The 14,927-nt window shown below is 63.6% G+C and carries 17 protein-coding genes; 10 read left to right on the top strand and 7 right to left on the bottom strand.

The genetic code is table 11. The features are described from left to right. Positions 1–241 precede the first annotated feature (241 nt). The gene (locus tag ACZ5BO_RS04390; RefSeq protein ID WP_025130517.1) at positions 242–541 is read right to left on the bottom strand and encodes a PsiF family protein; all 300 of its coding nucleotides are present in this window, start codon (positions 539–541) and stop codon (positions 242–244) included. A 71-nt stretch (positions 542–612) separates the two neighbouring features. Continuing rightward, positions 613–1,401, bottom strand: coding sequence for an AraC family transcriptional regulator (locus ACZ5BO_RS04385; protein WP_025130516.1), 789 nt, complete (start codon positions 1,399–1,401; stop codon positions 613–615). A gap of 95 nt (positions 1,402–1,496) precedes the next feature. On the opposite strand from ACZ5BO_RS04385, the gene ACZ5BO_RS04380 reads away from it, so the two are divergent. Further along, positions 1,497–2,399 (top strand): DMT family transporter, encoded by a 903-nt coding sequence (locus ACZ5BO_RS04380; protein WP_025130515.1) that lies wholly within the window; start codon positions 1,497–1,499, stop codon positions 2,397–2,399. A 66-nt stretch (positions 2,400–2,465) separates the two neighbouring features. Here ACZ5BO_RS04380 and ACZ5BO_RS04375 read toward each other — a convergent pair whose 3' ends face one another. The 3 genes from ACZ5BO_RS04375 to ACZ5BO_RS04365 form a co-directional block, all read right to left on the bottom strand. Beyond that, the gene (locus ACZ5BO_RS04375) at positions 2,466–3,356 is read right to left on the bottom strand and encodes an esterase/lipase family protein (protein ID WP_025130514.1); all 891 of its coding nucleotides are present in this window, start codon (positions 3,354–3,356) and stop codon (positions 2,466–2,468) included. Between the two features lie 114 nt (positions 3,357–3,470). Further along, complete coding sequence (locus ACZ5BO_RS04370) at positions 3,471–3,776, bottom strand: DMT family transporter (RefSeq protein ID WP_025130513.1); 306 nt, start codon at positions 3,774–3,776, stop codon at positions 3,471–3,473. Positions 3,777–3,786: 10 nt separating this feature from the next. Beyond that, positions 3,787–4,425, bottom strand: a complete 639-nt coding sequence (locus ACZ5BO_RS04365) for an FMN-dependent NADH-azoreductase (protein ID WP_464698418.1) — start codon at positions 4,423–4,425, stop codon at positions 3,787–3,789. Positions 4,426–4,550: 125 nt separating this feature from the next. Between ACZ5BO_RS04365 and ACZ5BO_RS04360 the strand changes: the two genes are divergently transcribed. Both ACZ5BO_RS04360 and ACZ5BO_RS04355 read left to right on the top strand, forming a co-directional pair. After that, positions 4,551–5,474, top strand: a complete 924-nt coding sequence (locus tag ACZ5BO_RS04360; RefSeq protein ID WP_464698416.1) for a LysR substrate-binding domain-containing protein — start codon at positions 4,551–4,553, stop codon at positions 5,472–5,474. Positions 5,475–5,612: 138 nt separating this feature from the next. Next, complete coding sequence (locus ACZ5BO_RS04355) at positions 5,613–6,143, top strand: ferritin-like domain-containing protein (RefSeq protein ID WP_025130510.1); 531 nt, start codon at positions 5,613–5,615, stop codon at positions 6,141–6,143. Positions 6,144–6,215: 72 nt separating this feature from the next. Here ACZ5BO_RS04355 and ACZ5BO_RS04350 read toward each other — a convergent pair whose 3' ends face one another. After that, positions 6,216–8,291: an AsmA family protein gene (locus ACZ5BO_RS04350; protein WP_025130509.1), complete on the bottom strand. Its 2,076-nt coding sequence runs from the start codon at positions 8,289–8,291 to the stop codon at positions 6,216–6,218. A gap of 385 nt (positions 8,292–8,676) precedes the next feature. Here ACZ5BO_RS04350 and ACZ5BO_RS04345 point away from each other — a divergent pair, with 385 nt between their 5' ends. The 7 genes from ACZ5BO_RS04345 (at position 8,677) to ACZ5BO_RS04315 (ending at position 13,923) form a co-directional block, all read left to right on the top strand. Then, entirely contained in the window at positions 8,677–9,183 is a 507-nt protein-coding gene (locus ACZ5BO_RS04345) for a hypothetical protein (protein WP_025130508.1), read from the top strand. A 169-nt stretch (positions 9,184–9,352) separates the two neighbouring features. Beyond that, entirely contained in the window at positions 9,353–9,985 is a 633-nt protein-coding gene (locus ACZ5BO_RS04340) for a TetR family transcriptional regulator (protein ID WP_025130507.1), read from the top strand. 269 nt (positions 9,986–10,254) lie between these two features. Continuing rightward, on the top strand, positions 10,255–10,755 hold the full coding sequence (gene ureE, locus ACZ5BO_RS04335) for an urease accessory protein UreE (RefSeq protein WP_025130506.1): 501 nt from the start codon (positions 10,255–10,257) through the stop codon (positions 10,753–10,755). Next, on the top strand, positions 10,752–11,426 hold the full coding sequence (locus ACZ5BO_RS04330) for an urease accessory protein UreF (RefSeq protein WP_464698412.1): 675 nt from the start codon (positions 10,752–10,754) through the stop codon (positions 11,424–11,426). The genes ureE and ACZ5BO_RS04330 overlap by 4 nt, the downstream gene beginning before the upstream one ends. A 9-nt stretch (positions 11,427–11,435) precedes the next feature. Further along, the gene (gene ureG / locus ACZ5BO_RS04325; RefSeq protein WP_025130504.1) at positions 11,436–12,050 is read left to right on the top strand and encodes an urease accessory protein UreG; all 615 of its coding nucleotides are present in this window, start codon (positions 11,436–11,438) and stop codon (positions 12,048–12,050) included. Positions 12,051–12,085: 35 nt separating this feature from the next. Then, positions 12,086–12,658, top strand: coding sequence for a HupE/UreJ family protein (locus ACZ5BO_RS04320; protein ID WP_025130503.1), 573 nt, complete (start codon positions 12,086–12,088; stop codon positions 12,656–12,658). A 125-nt stretch (positions 12,659–12,783) separates the two neighbouring features. After that, positions 12,784–13,923, top strand: a complete 1,140-nt coding sequence (locus tag ACZ5BO_RS04315; protein WP_464698410.1) for an AGE family epimerase/isomerase — start codon at positions 12,784–12,786, stop codon at positions 13,921–13,923. Positions 13,924–13,977: 54 nt separating this feature from the next. Here ACZ5BO_RS04315 and ACZ5BO_RS04310 read toward each other — a convergent pair whose 3' ends face one another. Beyond that, positions 13,978–14,883: a cation diffusion facilitator family transporter gene (locus ACZ5BO_RS04310; protein ID WP_025130501.1), complete on the bottom strand. Its 906-nt coding sequence runs from the start codon at positions 14,881–14,883 to the stop codon at positions 13,978–13,980. Positions 14,884–14,927 lie beyond the last annotated feature (44 nt).

The following is a 14,927-nucleotide window of genomic DNA, read 5'->3' as shown; positions in this document are numbered from 1 at the left end:
TTGCATTCCCTTGATTCGCAGACGCCAGTACTAGAGCGGCCACGCGGTGCATCCCGGCACCTGTTTTCGAAGGGAATCAAGTCTAAATGTAAAATTTATGACATTAAAAAAAAGCGACGAATGGTAACTTTCTGACTTATCTCATTGAAATTAAATAACTTTTATGATCCTGAAATCATCAAAACCGATGCAGACCAAGGCCCTGTACCGGCCCGGATACCTTGGCCCCATCGATTCAGGCTCACTTTTTCTTCAGGCAATCACTCATGAACGCCTTGCGCGCATCGCCTTTGAGGGCCTGGGTGGTGGCGGTGGCGTTGCACGACTTCATTCTTTCCTGAGGGGTGGAAGGTGTCGCGGCAGCGGCCGGAGCCGCCTTGAGGCAGGTGCTCATGAAGGCCTTGCGCTCGTCGCCCTTGAGGGTCTTGGCGGTAGCCTCGGCGTTACAGGTGGTCATCTTGTTTTGCTGGGCAGTGGCGGCAAAACCTTGGGAGCAGAGCAGCAGGCCCACCATCAACAAAGGGATACGCAACATCTTCATGGAGTTTTCTCCTGGTCACCGCACCGACGGGCACGGCCTCCTGCGCAGTGTAGACAAAGCCTGTTACACCTTCACCTGTTCTGCAGGCTGGCCCGGCGGTATTGCTCCGGGGTGCAGCCTGCCTGGCGCTGGAACATCGCGATAAACGCCGAGGCGCTGCTGTAGCCCATGTCAAAGGCGATTTCCTGGACGCTGCGTGCACGTTCCAGGGCCTCGATCGCAGCCAGGAAGCGCTGGCGCTGGCGCCACTCGCCGAAGCTCATGCCCAGCTCACGAACGAATTGCCGGGCCAGGGTGCGCTCGCTGACGTGAGCCTGCTGTGCCCAATGCGCCAGGGGCTGACTGTTGCCGGGGTCATCCTGCAGGGCCTGGAGCACCCGGGCCAGGTCAGGGCTGCTGGCGTACGGCAGGTAGCAGGTATGCACCGGCGCCTGGCGCAGTTGATCCAGCAGCACCTGGGCCAGACGCAAGTCGGCCGCGCCCTCGGGAACCTGTACGTCGCGGGCGGCAAAATCCTTGAGGATCGCCTTGAGAATGTCGCTGATGGCCAAGGTACTGCCCTGCTGCGGCAATCCCTGGCAGAGGTCCGGCGCCAGCAGCACTGCGCGGTAGTTGATCGGCTGCGGGGTGTAGAAACTGTGGGCGGTGTACGGCGGTACCCAGATCGCGTATTGCGGCGGCGACATGAAGCGCTGCCCGGCAATTTCCATGTGCATCACGCCATGGGCCGAATACTCCAGGCAGCCCCAGGGATGGCGGTGCTCCAGGGCATGGCTGTGGGCGGCGAAGTCGGCATAGCGGAAGTACACCGGCGCAGGCAGCCCGTGGAAATCCAGGAGATCGATGTGTTTTTTGCTCATGCTGTCCGGATGCAAGGGCGGGTTGTCTGGATCGCAGTATAGGCATTGATCCGGACAGGGGATAATCAGCCCTCATCAACTTTCTGGTTGTTTCCATGCAATACGCTTATCCCCTGCTGGCCATCTTCATCTGGGCCGGCAATACCGTGATCAACAAACTCGCCGTGGGCGCCATCTTTCCCGCGGAGATCGGCTTCTATCGCTGGTTGCTGGCAGGCCTGCTGTTCACCCCTTTCATGCTCAGGCCGGTGATCCGCCACTGGTCGGTGATCCGTCCCAACCTGGGGCGGATCTTCATTCTTGGCGTACTCGGCATGGCGGTGTACCAGAGCCTGGCCTACTACGCCGCGACCCTGACCTCAGCCACCAACATGGGCATCATCCTGTCCCTGATGCCGTTGATGTCCCTGGCCATGGCCATCGCCGCCCTCGGCCAGCGCCTGACTGCCGGAGCCCTGGTGGGCGCGGTGCTGTCCTTCGCCGGCGTGCTGGTGGTGGTGTCTTCCGGCAGCCTGGCCGCCCTGCTGCAGCATGGAGTCAACCTGGGGGACGCGATGATGCTGGTGGCCACCCTGGCCTACGCGATCTACAGCACCCTGTTGAAGAAGTGGCAACTGCGCCTGCCGCCGCTGGTGCTGCTGTACCTGCAGGTGCTGGTGGCGGTACTGGTGCTGCTGCCGTTGTTCCTCGCCTCGCCCAAGGTCGGGCCGAACCTGCAGAACATCCCGCTGGTGCTCTATGCCTGCCTGCTGGCCTCGATGCTCGCGCCCCTGGCCTGGATGCAAGCGGTGGCACGCCTGGGACCAAGCCGGACCACGCTGTTTTTCAATCTGCTGCCGCTGATCACGGCGCTGATTGCCGCGGTGGTGCTGCATGAGCAACTGGCGTGGTTCCATCTGGTAGGCGGCCTGCTGACCCTGGGTGGGGTCATTCTGTCGGAGCGCTGGACCACAGTCCTGGGCCGCAACCAGTGCGCGGTCGCCAGCTGCAAATCCTGAAGGCTCGGGCCGAGCCCGGCCAATGGCGTGCTTCGCTGCACGCCGGCCCTTGGTCCCCGGATCGCCTCAGACACCGGCAGCTTTCAGGCGCCGGGCATGTTCGACAAACAGGCGGATCGGCTCGGCGCCCTTGCCCACCAGCCCCAGGGACTGGTTGACGATATCGAAGTGATCCAGCGGATAGTCGTCGCCGATGACCTGCCCCAGGTGCGAGCTGTAGCGCCCGACCATGCCGTCACACTGCCCGGCCTCGCGGACGAAGGTTCGGGCAAACAGCCGGCAGCTGCGGTTGGTGCCGTCGAACAGGTTGCGGCCACGGTTGGTCTTGCCTGGCTGCAAGGTGCCGGACCAGGAGTAGTAGCGCACCCCGGCGACCTCTTCCGGCCCCTGTCCGCCCCAGGTCTGGGGCAGCCCCTGGGGGTACTGGCGATTGAACAGCGCCACGCCCTCGGTGGTCAGGGACTGGTGCGAGGCATGGATATCCACCGCCAGCTTCGGCCCGCGATAGCCGGTCTCCAACAGTGTCATCAACGCCGAGACGCCACGCAGCACCAGGCTCAGCACTCGCCCCCGCAGGCTATGGGCGGGGGAATGCCGCTGCAGGTAGTCGGCCAGCTCGGAACCGTGGTTGGGGCCTGCCACCGACGTCACCGAGGCGACCCAGTCCGGGCGGCGGGCGGCCGCGTAGCGGGCGGTCAGCGCGCCCTGGCTATGCCCGATCAGGTTGACCTTGTCGGCGCCGGTCTCGGCCATGATCCGCTGGATCTGGACCAGCAGTTGCTCGCCACGCACCTCACTGGAGTTGAGCGGCGAGACCTGCACCGGGAACACCCGGGCCCCGCCCTGGCACAAGGCCGGGACGATACCGTACCAATAGGGGTACAGCAGCAGCCGGACGAAGCCGAGCATGCCGGGCACCAGCACCAGGGGGTAACGCGTGGCAAGCTCTTGGGACATGCAGCGACATCCTTGTGATGACCTCGATGGGCCCAGGCTGAAAACTAGACCATAACCAAGGGCGTCGTCAGTCTCCGTGACACTTTGACGACAGAGCCATGACAGGCCCTCTCCCTACTTGAGTCCGATCACCCCGGCGACAATCAAGCCCACCGACACCAGCTTGACCGGCGTCAGGCTCTCTCCCAGCAGCGCGAACCCCAGCAGCACCGTGCCCAGGGTGCCGATGGCGGTCCAGATCGGGTAGGCCACGCTCACCGGCAATTCGCGCATGGCCAGGGTCAGGAAGTAGATGCCGCCCACCGCAGCCACCACGGTCACCAGGGAAGGCCAGGGCCGGGTGAAACCCTCGGCGTACTTCATGCCCATGGCGAAAGTGACCTCGAAGGCCGCCGCCAACAGCAGAAACAACCAGGCCATGGCGTGCTCCTCAGAAGGTCCGGGCCAGGGCCAGGAGGCGCTCTTGCGCTTGCGCGCAGGATTGCTCGAACCTCTCGGCCACCGACTCTTCGCCCTCGGCGGCAATCACCGTGACGTCCTCGATACCGATGAAGCCCAGGGCCGTGCGCAACCAGCGATCGGCATGGTTGAACGCTTCGAACTCACCTCCCGGACCAAAGCCACCGCCACCGCGACTGGTGACGATCAACACCTTCTTGTCCTGGACCAGGGGCTGATACTGGGCCACGCCGTTGTCCTGCAGGGTGTTGAAGGTCAACCCCAGGCGCACGATGTGATCGACCCAGGCCTTGATCCCGCTGGGCACGCTGAAGTTGTGCATGGGCGCCGAGATCACCAGGCGCTGATGGCCGAGCAACTCCTTCACCAGTTCGTCGCTCAAGGCCAGGTCGGCCTGCATCGACAGCGGTCGCGCTTCAGGCTGTGGATAAAACGCGGCGGCGATAAACGCCTCGCTGACATGAGGCAGCGAACCTCGGCCGACCTCGCGCCGAGTCAGGCTGCCCGCGGGGTTGGCTGCTTGCCAGGCGTGTAGAAAGGCCTCGGTCAGACGCCGGCTATGGGAACGCTCGCCTCGTGGGCTGCCGTGAATCGCAAGAACTGTACTCATCTGTTTTACTCACTGAGCTGGACTGGAAAGGCCTTGAACTCCGGCCTGCATTCGCGCTAAAGCTAAGAGCTCAGCGACTCGCCAACAAATGAGTAAATATTCATTCGGATGAATTCAGCTCATCCATGGAGCACAGCATGTTTGCCCACCTGCCCCTCACCGCCCTGCGGACCTTTGAATCCGCCGCACGCCTGCTGAGCTTCAAGGCCGCCGCCGAAGACCTAGCGGTAACCCCCACGGCGGTGTCCCATCAGATCCGCAGCCTCGAGCACTGGCTGGGGGTCCCCCTGTTCGAGCGCCTGCCACGTCAGGTGCGCCTGACCGAGTCCGGCAACCGGCTGTTCCACAGCCTGCATGGCGCGCTGCTGGACGTGGCACAGAGCGTCGATACCCTGCGCCCCAAGCCCAGCAGCACACAGTTGACCGTTTCCACCACGGCCGCCTTCGCCGCCCTGTGGCTGGTACCGCGACTGGGCCGTTTCTATGCCCGGCACCCCGGTATCAGCCTGCGCCTGGACACCCGGTGCGAGGTGGTGGACCTGCAACAGGACGCGAGCATCGACCTGGCGATCCGCTACAGCCAGGACGGTTACCTGAACCTCCACGGCCTGTGCCTGTTTGACGAACGCTTTGCCGTCTACGGCTCGCCGCAACAGGTGGCCCTGGCCAGGACCCAGCGGCCGGCCCTGATCAGCGTGCATTGGCGCAACTCCAGTCTCTATGCCGATGGCTGGCAAGCCTGGTGCGCCCAGGCCGGGGAAAACTGGCTCGATGACCAGCCGCTGATCCGCTCCTACGACGAGGAACAGTACGCCCTGCAAGCCGCCATCGCCGGCCAGGGGCTGGTGCTGGCAAGCAACATCCTGGTGTCCCAGAGCGTGGCCAGCGGCCTGCTGCAGGCCTATCGGCCCGAGGTCCTGGTGGACGGCGCCGGCTATAGCGCCCTGTGCGTGCCGGGACGCGAGCGGCACCCGCCGGTGCGGGCATTCTTCCAGTGGCTGCAGGAAGAGTCACTTCTGGCCGGGCATCCGCTGCTGAGCCGCAGTTGAGCTCCGGGCCCGCCAGCGCGCGCCAGCGACCACCGGCCACATTCGATAAAACTTTTTGCCTCACCCGCCACTCACACCCTAGGTAGCGACCAGGCCAACAGAGCCTGGCGCAATCGGATTAGCCTCCAGGAGATCGAGATGAGCGACAAGCATTTGTCTGATGTAAAAAGCCTGCGCGAACGCGCCCGCCAACACGTGGAAAACGGCGCCGTGACCGAGGGCTACAACGCCGACCGTGAACAGGTGCTGCGCCTGTTAAATGAGTCGCTGGCCACCGAACTGGTCTGTGTCCTGCGCTACAAGCGCCACTACTTCATGGCCAACGGCCTCAAGGCCAGCGTGGCCGCCGACGAGTTCCTCGAGCACGCCACCCAGGAAGCCGAGCACGCCGACAAACTGGCCGAGCGCATCGTCCAGCTCGGCGGCGAGCCGGAGTTCAACCCCGACCTGCTGTCCAAGCACTCCCATGCCCAGTACGTGGCCGGCAACACCCTGAAGGAGATGGTCTACGAAGACCTGGTGGCGGAGCGGATCGCCATCGACAGCTACCGCGAGATCATTCAGTACATCGGTGACAAGGATCCCACCACTCGCCGGTTGTTCGAGGAAATCCTCGCCCAGGAAGAAGAACACGCCGATGACATGGCGGACATTCTCAACGACCTCTAGCAACCACTCCAGGGCCAGTGCGCTTGGCGGCGCACTGGCTTTTTTGTGGCCGGGCCCTGCCCGCCAGATGCCTCAACGGGTGGGTTTGACCGTCACCGGCGCCTTGCCCGAACGCATCTGTTCCAGCAGGGGCGCACACTGGTTGGGCTCATCGCCGCTGGGCGCCACCAGCGCCAGCAGGCCCGCCGCCGGCCCGGCAATCACGCCCAGCGCCAGCATCCCGGCACCGCGCAATACCAGGGGCACAGCCTTGACCCCGGCACTGGGCTTGATGAACTTGCCTTGCACATAGAGCGGCGAGCGCAGGGAAAACAGGCGCAGGCCCTTGGACTCCGGAGTGATGGTCAAATCCAGTTGCTCGGTGGCCATGTTGGCCGTGCCATCGATGTAGATGATCGCGTTCTCGGTGTCGAAGACGAACAGCCGCGAGGTGGCCAGGCCGGTCTTGATGCCGAAGTCGGCGGCGGCGCAATTGATCTTCACTTCCTTGTCGCCAAACATCTTGCCGACCACATAGTTGCCGACGTTGAGGCCGGCGATTTCCATCAGGCCGCGGCTGATGGCGCCATCATTGATCAACATCTTCAGGTCGCCGTTGGCGCTGCCCAGCAGAGCCGCCACCGAGTTGCCGCGACCGGCGAGATCGGCATCACCGTTGAGCTCGCCGAAGCTGGTCTTCATTGGCTCGAAGGTGGGGAACAGTTGCTTGAGCTTGAAGTTGCGCGCGGTCAGCCTGGCCCGGCCTTCCAGCGGCGTGGTACGGCCGTTGAGACGCACCTGGGCATCGAGCTTGCCGCCGGCCACGCCGAAACGCAGGGGCTCCAGGCTGAGCTGGCCATCGTTGAGCACCAGGTGAGTGTACAGATCGGTGAACGGCAGCTCGGCGCTGTGGACGATGCGCTTGCCGGTGAACTCGACATCGGCATCCATATCCCGCCAGCGCTCGGTACGGAACTCTTCCACCGGCAGCACCTTGTCCGCCGGCTGCTTGCTTTCACCACCGCGGGCCTTCTGCTTGGCATTGGAGTCGGCACCGATCAGCGGCGCCAGGTCGGCAAACAGCAGCTGGTTGGACACCAGCGCGCCACTGAGCTTGGGCCGCGGCTGACTGGCGACATAGGTCAGGTTGCCGTGAATGTCGCTGTCGCCGATCTTGCCGTTGAAATCCTGGTAGCTGAACGTCGCACCTGCCGGGTCGTGCAGCTTGGCCGTCAGGTGGCCGTCGGTGGAGTACGGCGGCGAATCCGGCAGGGTCACCCCGGTCAGCGGGTAGAGATTGCCCAGGCTGGCGCCGGCCAGCTTCAGGCGCAGGTCCAGGGCACCGAGGTTCAGCGGGTCGGTCAGGCTGCCCCGCAGCTCCACCCTGGTGTCGCCAATCTGCGCCTGGGCCTGCAATGGAAAGGGCTTGCGCTCGTCCTGCAGCGCCAGCAAGCCACCCACCTTGCCGGTGCCGGCGAGCTTCTGCCCGTGGTACTGGCCCTTGACCTTGAGGGCAAAGGCATAGGCCTGGGGCTCAGCGCCTTTCTCGGCGATTTTCTTCGCCTCGTTCTCTCCGACGATGTCACTGAAGGGAATCGGTTTGCCGAGCAGTTCCACTTGCAGGTCCAGTTGGGTCTTCAGGCTCTGGTCATCCAGGGTCACATGCCCCTTGTCGAAGCCGATGGCGCCGATGTCCACCGTCCAGTTGGAAGGCTCGGCGCTGGGGTCCTTGGGGTCGAACTTGAAGGTCCAGTTGGCGCGGCCGTCGGCCAGGCGCTGCAAGGCCGCATCAGGCTCGGTGAGATCGATGCGCGGAATGCTCACCCGCTGCGCCAACAGGGCCAGGGGGGAAATACGCAGCTCGACCTGTTTGAGGCTGACCATCTGCGGCGCCTTGGACCAGTCCGGGTTGCCCAGCGTCAGGTCCTGGGCCACCACGTGCGGCCAGGGCACCCAGGCGCGCCAGCCGCCCTCGTCGGGCTCGCGCTGCCAGACCACCGACAAGTCACCATTGATCGCGAACGGCCGGTGCAGCTCCTCGGAGACCTTGGCATTGAGGGTTGGTTTGATCCGGTTCCAATCGAAGAACGCAATCACCAGCACCAACACTGCCACGAGCAGGATCAGGCTGGTGACCGTCCAGGCGAGAATTTTACGAGTGCGCGTCATTGCACGAGGCTCCTGAACACAACTGGGCGCCAAACTACGACGCATCGATGAAACGCCGATGGAAAAACCACCGGCCATGAAAACTACGACTGACAAAGCCCGCGCAGGTTTAATCCGGGTGCCCGATCCGGCGCAAAAACCCGTATTCCTGATCACTCAGGCAGCTTTGTGTTACCTCGAACCGCCCCGGCGTGACGCACAAGTGGGTCGAAAATACCCAGCCTGGTGCAAAAGCCATCGGCGGAAATGCCCGGGCTAGAGCCTTCGGGGCAAACAATCAATTCTGTTGATTATTACCATTGTGTTTATGAACTTTTATATCGATTTAGCGGCGGTAACATTAGCTCCGTACCCAGTTTATCGCCCTCCCAAGGAGCAACCCATCATGAAACGCCACATCCTACTGAGCCTCACCTTATCGATCCTGGCTGCAAACGCCTTCGCCTTGCCTGCAGCCGAGCAAGCCACTCCACAGGTCAAGGCCAGCCACAGCGTGTTCACCCAGACCCTGGCCGAAGGCGGTTCGGATCGCCTGATCGAACGCAACAAAGTCGCTGCCGACGGTTATGACCGCACTCCACAGGGCCAGAGCGTTGCCGAAGACGGCTATGATCGCACCCCACAAGGCCAGAACGTTGCCGAAGATGGCTACGACCGCACTCCACAAGGTCAAAACGTAGCTGAAGGCGGCCGTGATCGCCTCGAAGAGAAAGGCCTGGTTGAAGACGGCTACAGCCGTACCCCACAAGGCCAGACTGTTGCCGAAGGCGGCCGCGATCGCCTCGAAGAGAAAGGCCTGGTTGAAGACGGCTACAGCCGCACTCCACAAGGTCAGACTGTTGCCGAAGGCGGTGCCGATCGCCTGGCCGAACGTCATCAAGCTGCGAGCTGAGGCCATGACGGCCCTGGAAAAAAGCCCGATCACCGAATCGGGCTTTGACTTTCATGGGTGCTGTATTTCCCCCGCCTTCCCCCCTGCACTGTCCTGACGCCAGTTCGACTCCGGCAAAGCTGATTTGCTAGAGTGCGCCGCTCCCATTGAGCCAAGAATTCACCCGCCGATGCTGCCCCGCGCCGAACAGAAGCAACAGACCCGCAACGCCCTGATGGATGCCGCCCGGCACCTGATGGAGTGTGGCCGTGGTTTCGGCAGCCTGAGCCTGCGGGAAGTATCAAAAGCCGCCGGCATCGTGCCCACCGGTTTTTATCGGCACTTCAGCGACATGGACCAACTGGGCCTGGAGCTGGTCAGCGAAGTTGGCCAGACCTTTCGCGAAACCCTGCGCCTGGTGCGCCACAATGAATTCGTCATGGGCGGCATCATCGATGCCTCGGTGCGCATCTTCCTCGATGTGGTGGAGGCCAAGCGCGGGCAATTCCTGTTCCTCGCTCGTGAGCAATACGGTGGTTCGCTGCCGGTGCGCCAAGCGATCGCCCATTTGCGCGAAAACATCAGTGCGGACCTGGCCACCGACCTGACCCTGATGCCCAAGCTGCAGCACCTGAATGCCGCCGACCTGAGCGTGATGGCCGACCTGATCGTCAAAAGCGTGTTCGCCACCCTGCCGGACATCATCGATCCCCCCGCCCAGGCCCTGCCCGATCACCTGACGCCCCAGGCCAAGATCACCCAGCAACTGCGCTTCATCTTCATCGGCCTGAAACATTGGCAAGGCCTCGGCAGCACCGAGTAGGCCCACCCCCTCCCAATCCCCACGCCCTGCTCTGGGTTGCACCTTTGCGCCAACCCTCGGCACAGCACCTTGTTGCAGCAAAAAGCATTTCGCCTGCACCAAGTCAGTGCTATAAATCTGTTCAGCGCCCAATTTGTAACAAGATAAAACAGAATTCTGCCCCATTTTCAGGCGCAGATACGGGTGCCTAAAGGGATTTTCTTTTCCACCGAGTGATTGGCAAGGCCCTTGCTCTGGCTTGTGTATCGCTCATAGCTGGAAGCTTACCGATGCTGGTGATTCACCGCAGGACCGATCCCCAAGCCACCTGGTCTGCCGAACTGCACCTCACCTATGAGGCCCGCAGCAAAAGCCGCCTGCGCTGTTTCAGTGCCGACGGCGAAGACGTCGGCCTGTTTCTGGAGCGTGGCCAGCCGCCATTGCACGATGGGGAATTTCTCCAGGCCGAAGACGGGCGCATCGTCAAGGTCTGCGCCCGCCCCGAAACCCTGCTCCATGTCAGCTGCCGCAACGCCTTCGAACTGACTCGCGCCGCCTATCACCTGGGCAACCGCCACGTGGCCCTGCAAGTGGGCGACGGCTGGCTGCGGCTGCTGGACGACTACGTGCTCAAGGCCATGCTCGAGCAACTGGGTGCCACCACCGAAACCCTCGAAGCCCCTTTCCAGCCCGAGCACGGCGCCTATGGCGGTGGTCACCACCATTCACGCCACGGCGATGAGGATTTCAACTACCCGCCACGCCTGCACCAGTTCGGCGTCCGCCCATGAACCCCGCCTGGGCCCTGTTGCGCCTGGCCAGCCCGCAGTTGCCGATTGGCGGCTACAGCTATTCCCAAGGCCTGGAGATGGCCGTGGAGCAACAGCGGGTGAATGATCCCGACAGCGCCCGACACTGGCTCAGAGACCAGTTGCTGCTCAACCTGGCGCGCTTTGAAGCGCCCTTGTTGCTGGCCCACTGCCAGGCCGCCGCCGATCAGGACTGGGCCGCGCTGCAACGACTCTGTGACGAGCATCGGGCCAGCCGCGAGACCCGCGAGCTGTACCAGGAAAGCCGGCAAATGGGCTATTCCCTCAAGCAATTGCTCGAAGGCCTGCCGGAACTGGATGCCCCTGCCCGAGAACTGTTGGCACGCCAGGACGAAGCGCACCTGGCACTGGGCTGGGCCCTGGCGGCGCGCGCCTGGGGCATGCGCCCCGAAGACGCGCTGGCCGCCTGGCTCTGGAGCTGGCTGGAAAACCAGCTGGCGGTACTGATGAAAACCCTGCCCCTGGGCCAGCAAGCGGCCCAGCGCCTGACCAGCGAGTTGCTGCCCCTGCTGCAGCAGGCTCAAGGGCACGCCGCCAACCTTGACCCCCACCACTACGGCAGCGCCGCTTTCGGCCTGTCCCTGGCGAGCATGGCCCACGAGCGCCAGTACAGCCGCCTGTTCCGTTCCTAGGAGAAACTCATGAACGCACAACCTTTGCGCGTCGGCATCGGTGGCCCGGTGGGCTCCGGCAAGACCGCCCTGACCCTGGCCCTGTGCCTGGCCCTGCGCGAGCGCTACAACCTGGCGGTGGTTACCAACGATATCTATACCCGCGAAGACGCCGATTTCCTGGTGCGCAACCAGGCCCTGGCACCGGAACGGATCATCGGCGTGGAAACCGGCGGCTGCCCGCACACCGCAATCCGCGAAGACGCCTCGATCAACCTGGAAGCGGTGGACCAGTTGAACCGACGCTTCCCGGGGCTCGACCTGATCCTGGTGGAGTCCGGGGGCGACAACCTCTCGGCCACCTTCAGCCCTGAACTCTCGGACCTGACCATCTACGTGATCGATGTCTCTGCCGGCGACAAGCTGCCGCGCAAGGGCGGTCCGGGCATCTGCAAATCCGATCTGCTGGTGATCAACAAGATCGACCTCGCGCCACTGGTGGGTGCCTCCCTGGAAATGATGGACAGCGACACCCAGCGCATGCGCGGCGGCAAGCCGTTTGTCTTCAGCAACCAGAAGACCGGCCAGGGTCTGGAAGCAATCATCGCCTTCATCGAACGCCAGGGCCTGCTGACCGCGGCCTGAGAGCAACGCTTAAAACTCAACAAGGAAGCCCACCCATGACATTGAACCGAATCCTCGGGGCCCTGGCCCTGCTGCTGACCCCGGCCCTGGCCTTCGCCCACCCGGGCCATGGTGACAATGGCCTGATGGCCGGCATCAGCCACCCCATCGGCGGTCTCGACCACCTGCTGGCCATGGTTGCCGTCGGCCTGTGGGCCGCGCAGCAGCAAGGCGCGGCGCGCTGGGCGCTGCCCTGCACCTTTGTCGGCACCATGCTGATCGGCGGCCTGCTGGGGTTCGAGGGGTTGAACCTGCCGGCCCTGGAAAGCGGCATTGCCGCCTCTGTCCTGGCCCTGGGCCTGGCCGTGGCCCTGGCGGTACGCCCGCCGTTGAGCCTGGCGGTGGCCGCCACCGCGCTGTTTGCCCTGTTCCATGGCGTGGCCCACGGCCTTGAGCTGCCGGACATGTCCAGCCCCTGGGCCTACGCCGCAGGCTTTGTCGCCGCCACCGCCGCCCTGCACGCCGCCGGTTACGGTGTGGTGCGGGTCCTGCCCCGGGCTGCCGCACCACTGGTGCGCGTAGCCGGCGCCGCCTCCGCCGCCGCCGGTGTGTGGCTGCTGGCAGGCTGAGCCATTCGGGCCGGCCGGTGCAGCGCAACAAGTCGGCGCTGGCCGGCCGGTGCCGGGGAAGCAATCCCCGGGACCTTCTCTGTTAACATGTCGCGCATTCAAACCTGCCGTGACGACGCCAGCCAATGCCCGATGTAGCCCACCGCACCTTCTCGCCTGAATCGAAGGCTCTGTTTCGAGCCGTGCACCAGCATTTTCAAGAGGTGATCGTGCCCTTGTGGCTGGGTCCAGGCTGGAATCCGCAGTTGGCATTGCCTTACGAAGCCCTGGACGGCGAGCACCAACCGCTGCCGCCACAGCGTTATCGGGCCATGGCTTGCGCGCGCCAGTTGTATGTCTTTTCTCAACTGATCGGCGACCCGGCAGCCCCCTTCGCTGCCGAACGCGCCGCCGCCCTGTTCCGCTCCCTGCAACGGCACTTCCACGATGCCGAGCACGGTGGCTGGTTCTACAGCATCGACGCGCAAGCTGCTCCGCTGGACCGGCGCAAGGACCTCTACACCCACGCGTTCATCATCTTTGCCTGCGCCCACTACTGGGACAAGGTCCGCGAACCGCTGGTGGAGTCGGTGCTCAATGCCGCCCTGGAAGTCGTGTCCCAGCGCTTTGCCAGCGCAGACCGGCTGTATGAGGCGAGCCTCGAACAGGACTGGTCGCCCCTGGGCTCCGGCCCTCTGCAGAACCCGCTGATGCACCTGGCCGAGGCCTTCCTTGCAACCCTGGCAGTACGCGAGGATGCGCAAGTACAAGCCGACCTGCTGGGGCTGTGCGAAGCAATGCAAGACAACTTCATCGAACCGGACCAGGGCCTGATGCTGGAGAAACCCCTTGGGGCTGTGGATAACTGGTTCGAACCAGGGCACCAGTTCGAATGGTTCTTCCTGCTGCAATCTTCAGCCTTACTGCGGGGCAGCCCGCTGCATGCATCGCTGGAGCGAGCCTTCGCCTACACCGAACAGCAAGGCGTGGCCCCCCACAGCGGTGCAGTGGTCGCGATGCTCACCCTGCCCCCGACGCAGCCGCCCCTGGATGCCACCCAACGCATCTGGGCCCAGGCCGAATACCTGCGCGCCCTGACCCTGCGCCCCCACAGCCAGGAAGCCCTGCAACGCCAGTTGCTGGCGCTGAAGACCCACTTCCTGCATGACCGGGGCTGGAACGAGTGCCTGGATGCCAGCGGCGCAGTCAGCCGGCGGGACATGCCATCAACCACGCCCTACCATCTGCTCACCTGTTACCACGGGCTGGCGCAGTACTTCGCCTGAGCCAGGCCCCGGCCGCTCGGTTGAGCAACCGAGCGGCCACCAGGCCTTCAGGCCTCAGGCAATCCACTTGCGGTCGCCAGTGAAGCTGATGGTCAGCCAGCGGGCCGCATCGGCCTCACCGAGCCGGCTGGAGATCTCCTCGCGCAACCGGTCCAGAGTGGCCACATCCTGCAACGGATAGTCCGCCGGCAGCACGATATGGATCTCGATGAAACGCGCCCGACCGTGCTTCTGCACATAGGAAATGTAATCGTCGAAGCCATGCGCCTGCCTGGCCTCTTCCATGACCGTGCGCACCTTGTCATCAAGCTGGTCAGGAGCCATGCCCAATACATCGCGCAGTGCCGGGCGGAGAATCTTCAACGCCGGCGGCAGCATGCTCAGGGCCAGCAGGATCAGGATCGCCGGGTCGACATAGGCCGCCCACTCGCCATGACCGTACTGCTTGAGCAGCAGGGCGGTGACAAAGCTCACCAGCAGCCCCACCGAAAGCATCGCGTCCACCAGCCAGCTGATGTTGTCGAACTGGATCAGTGACGACTTGAGGGTGCGGTTGCGATGGCGCACGTAGAAGAAGTAGGCGAACTCCACCACCGTGAACACTGCGGCGTAGAGGATCACCAGGCCCAACTCGATCTCCCGGCCCCCGTTGATGATGCCGAACACCCCGTTGAGAAACGCATAGATGGCGATCAGCAGCAGGAAGCTGCCTTCGATCAGCAGCACCATGGGTTCCAGGTGCCAGAAACCAAACTGGAAGCGCTGGTTGCTTTCCTTGGCGATCAACTTGGCCGTGATCAGCATCAGGACCTTGATGAAGGTGGCGATCAGCGAAAAGAATCCATCAAACAGGATGGACTGGGATCCGGAAACGAACCCCGTGACGATACCGGCGATCGCCACGGCGAACATCAGTACGGTGGATTGCTTGAGCAGTGCCTGCTCACCTCGGTTACTCACGATTCCTCCTAGCGAACTTCGAAGACAGCGCCCCGTGTGAGGCG

The sequence above is a fragment of the Pseudomonas sp. FFPRI_1 genome (genome assembly GCF_055384485.1).
Note: the sequence above shows the minus strand (reverse complement) of the source record. Positions and strands in the feature narration are given on the sequence as shown.

Excerpts from the sequence above, each read along its gene's own strand:
- ACZ5BO_RS04380 (WP_025130515.1), top strand. The coding sequence starts at position 1,497 with ATGCAATACGCTTATCCCCTGCTGGCCATCTTCATCTGGGCCGGCAAT.
- ACZ5BO_RS04360 (WP_464698416.1), top strand. The coding sequence starts at position 4,551 with ATGGAGCACAGCATGTTTGCCCACCTGCCCCTCACCGCCCTGCGGACC.
- ACZ5BO_RS04330 (WP_464698412.1), top strand. The coding sequence starts at position 10,752 with ATGAACCCCGCCTGGGCCCTGTTGCGCCTGGCCAGCCCGCAGTTGCCG.
- ACZ5BO_RS04355 (WP_025130510.1), top strand. The coding sequence starts at position 5,613 with ATGAGCGACAAGCATTTGTCTGATGTAAAAAGCCTGCGCGAACGCGCC.
- ACZ5BO_RS04370 (WP_025130513.1), bottom strand. The coding sequence starts at position 3,776 with ATGGCCTGGTTGTTTCTGCTGTTGGCGGCGGCCTTCGAGGTCACTTTC.
- ACZ5BO_RS04350 (WP_025130509.1), bottom strand. The coding sequence starts at position 8,291 with ATGACGCGCACTCGTAAAATTCTCGCCTGGACGGTCACCAGCCTGATC.
- ACZ5BO_RS04340 (WP_025130507.1), top strand. The coding sequence starts at position 9,353 with ATGCTGCCCCGCGCCGAACAGAAGCAACAGACCCGCAACGCCCTGATG.
- ACZ5BO_RS04345 (WP_025130508.1), top strand. The coding sequence starts at position 8,677 with ATGAAACGCCACATCCTACTGAGCCTCACCTTATCGATCCTGGCTGCA.
- ACZ5BO_RS04385 (WP_025130516.1), bottom strand. The coding sequence starts at position 1,401 with ATGAGCAAAAAACACATCGATCTCCTGGATTTCCACGGGCTGCCTGCG.
- ACZ5BO_RS04375 (WP_025130514.1), bottom strand. The coding sequence starts at position 3,356 with ATGTCCCAAGAGCTTGCCACGCGTTACCCCCTGGTGCTGGTGCCCGGC.
- ureE (WP_025130506.1), top strand. The coding sequence starts at position 10,255 with ATGCTGGTGATTCACCGCAGGACCGATCCCCAAGCCACCTGGTCTGCC.
- ureG (WP_025130504.1), top strand. The coding sequence starts at position 11,436 with ATGAACGCACAACCTTTGCGCGTCGGCATCGGTGGCCCGGTGGGCTCC.
- ACZ5BO_RS04315 (WP_464698410.1), top strand. The coding sequence starts at position 12,784 with ATGCCCGATGTAGCCCACCGCACCTTCTCGCCTGAATCGAAGGCTCTG.
- ACZ5BO_RS04390 (WP_025130517.1), bottom strand. The coding sequence starts at position 541 with ATGAAGATGTTGCGTATCCCTTTGTTGATGGTGGGCCTGCTGCTCTGC.
- ACZ5BO_RS04320 (WP_025130503.1), top strand. The coding sequence starts at position 12,086 with ATGACATTGAACCGAATCCTCGGGGCCCTGGCCCTGCTGCTGACCCCG.
- ACZ5BO_RS04365 (WP_464698418.1), bottom strand. The coding sequence starts at position 4,425 with ATGAGTACAGTTCTTGCGATTCACGGCAGCCCACGAGGCGAGCGTTCC.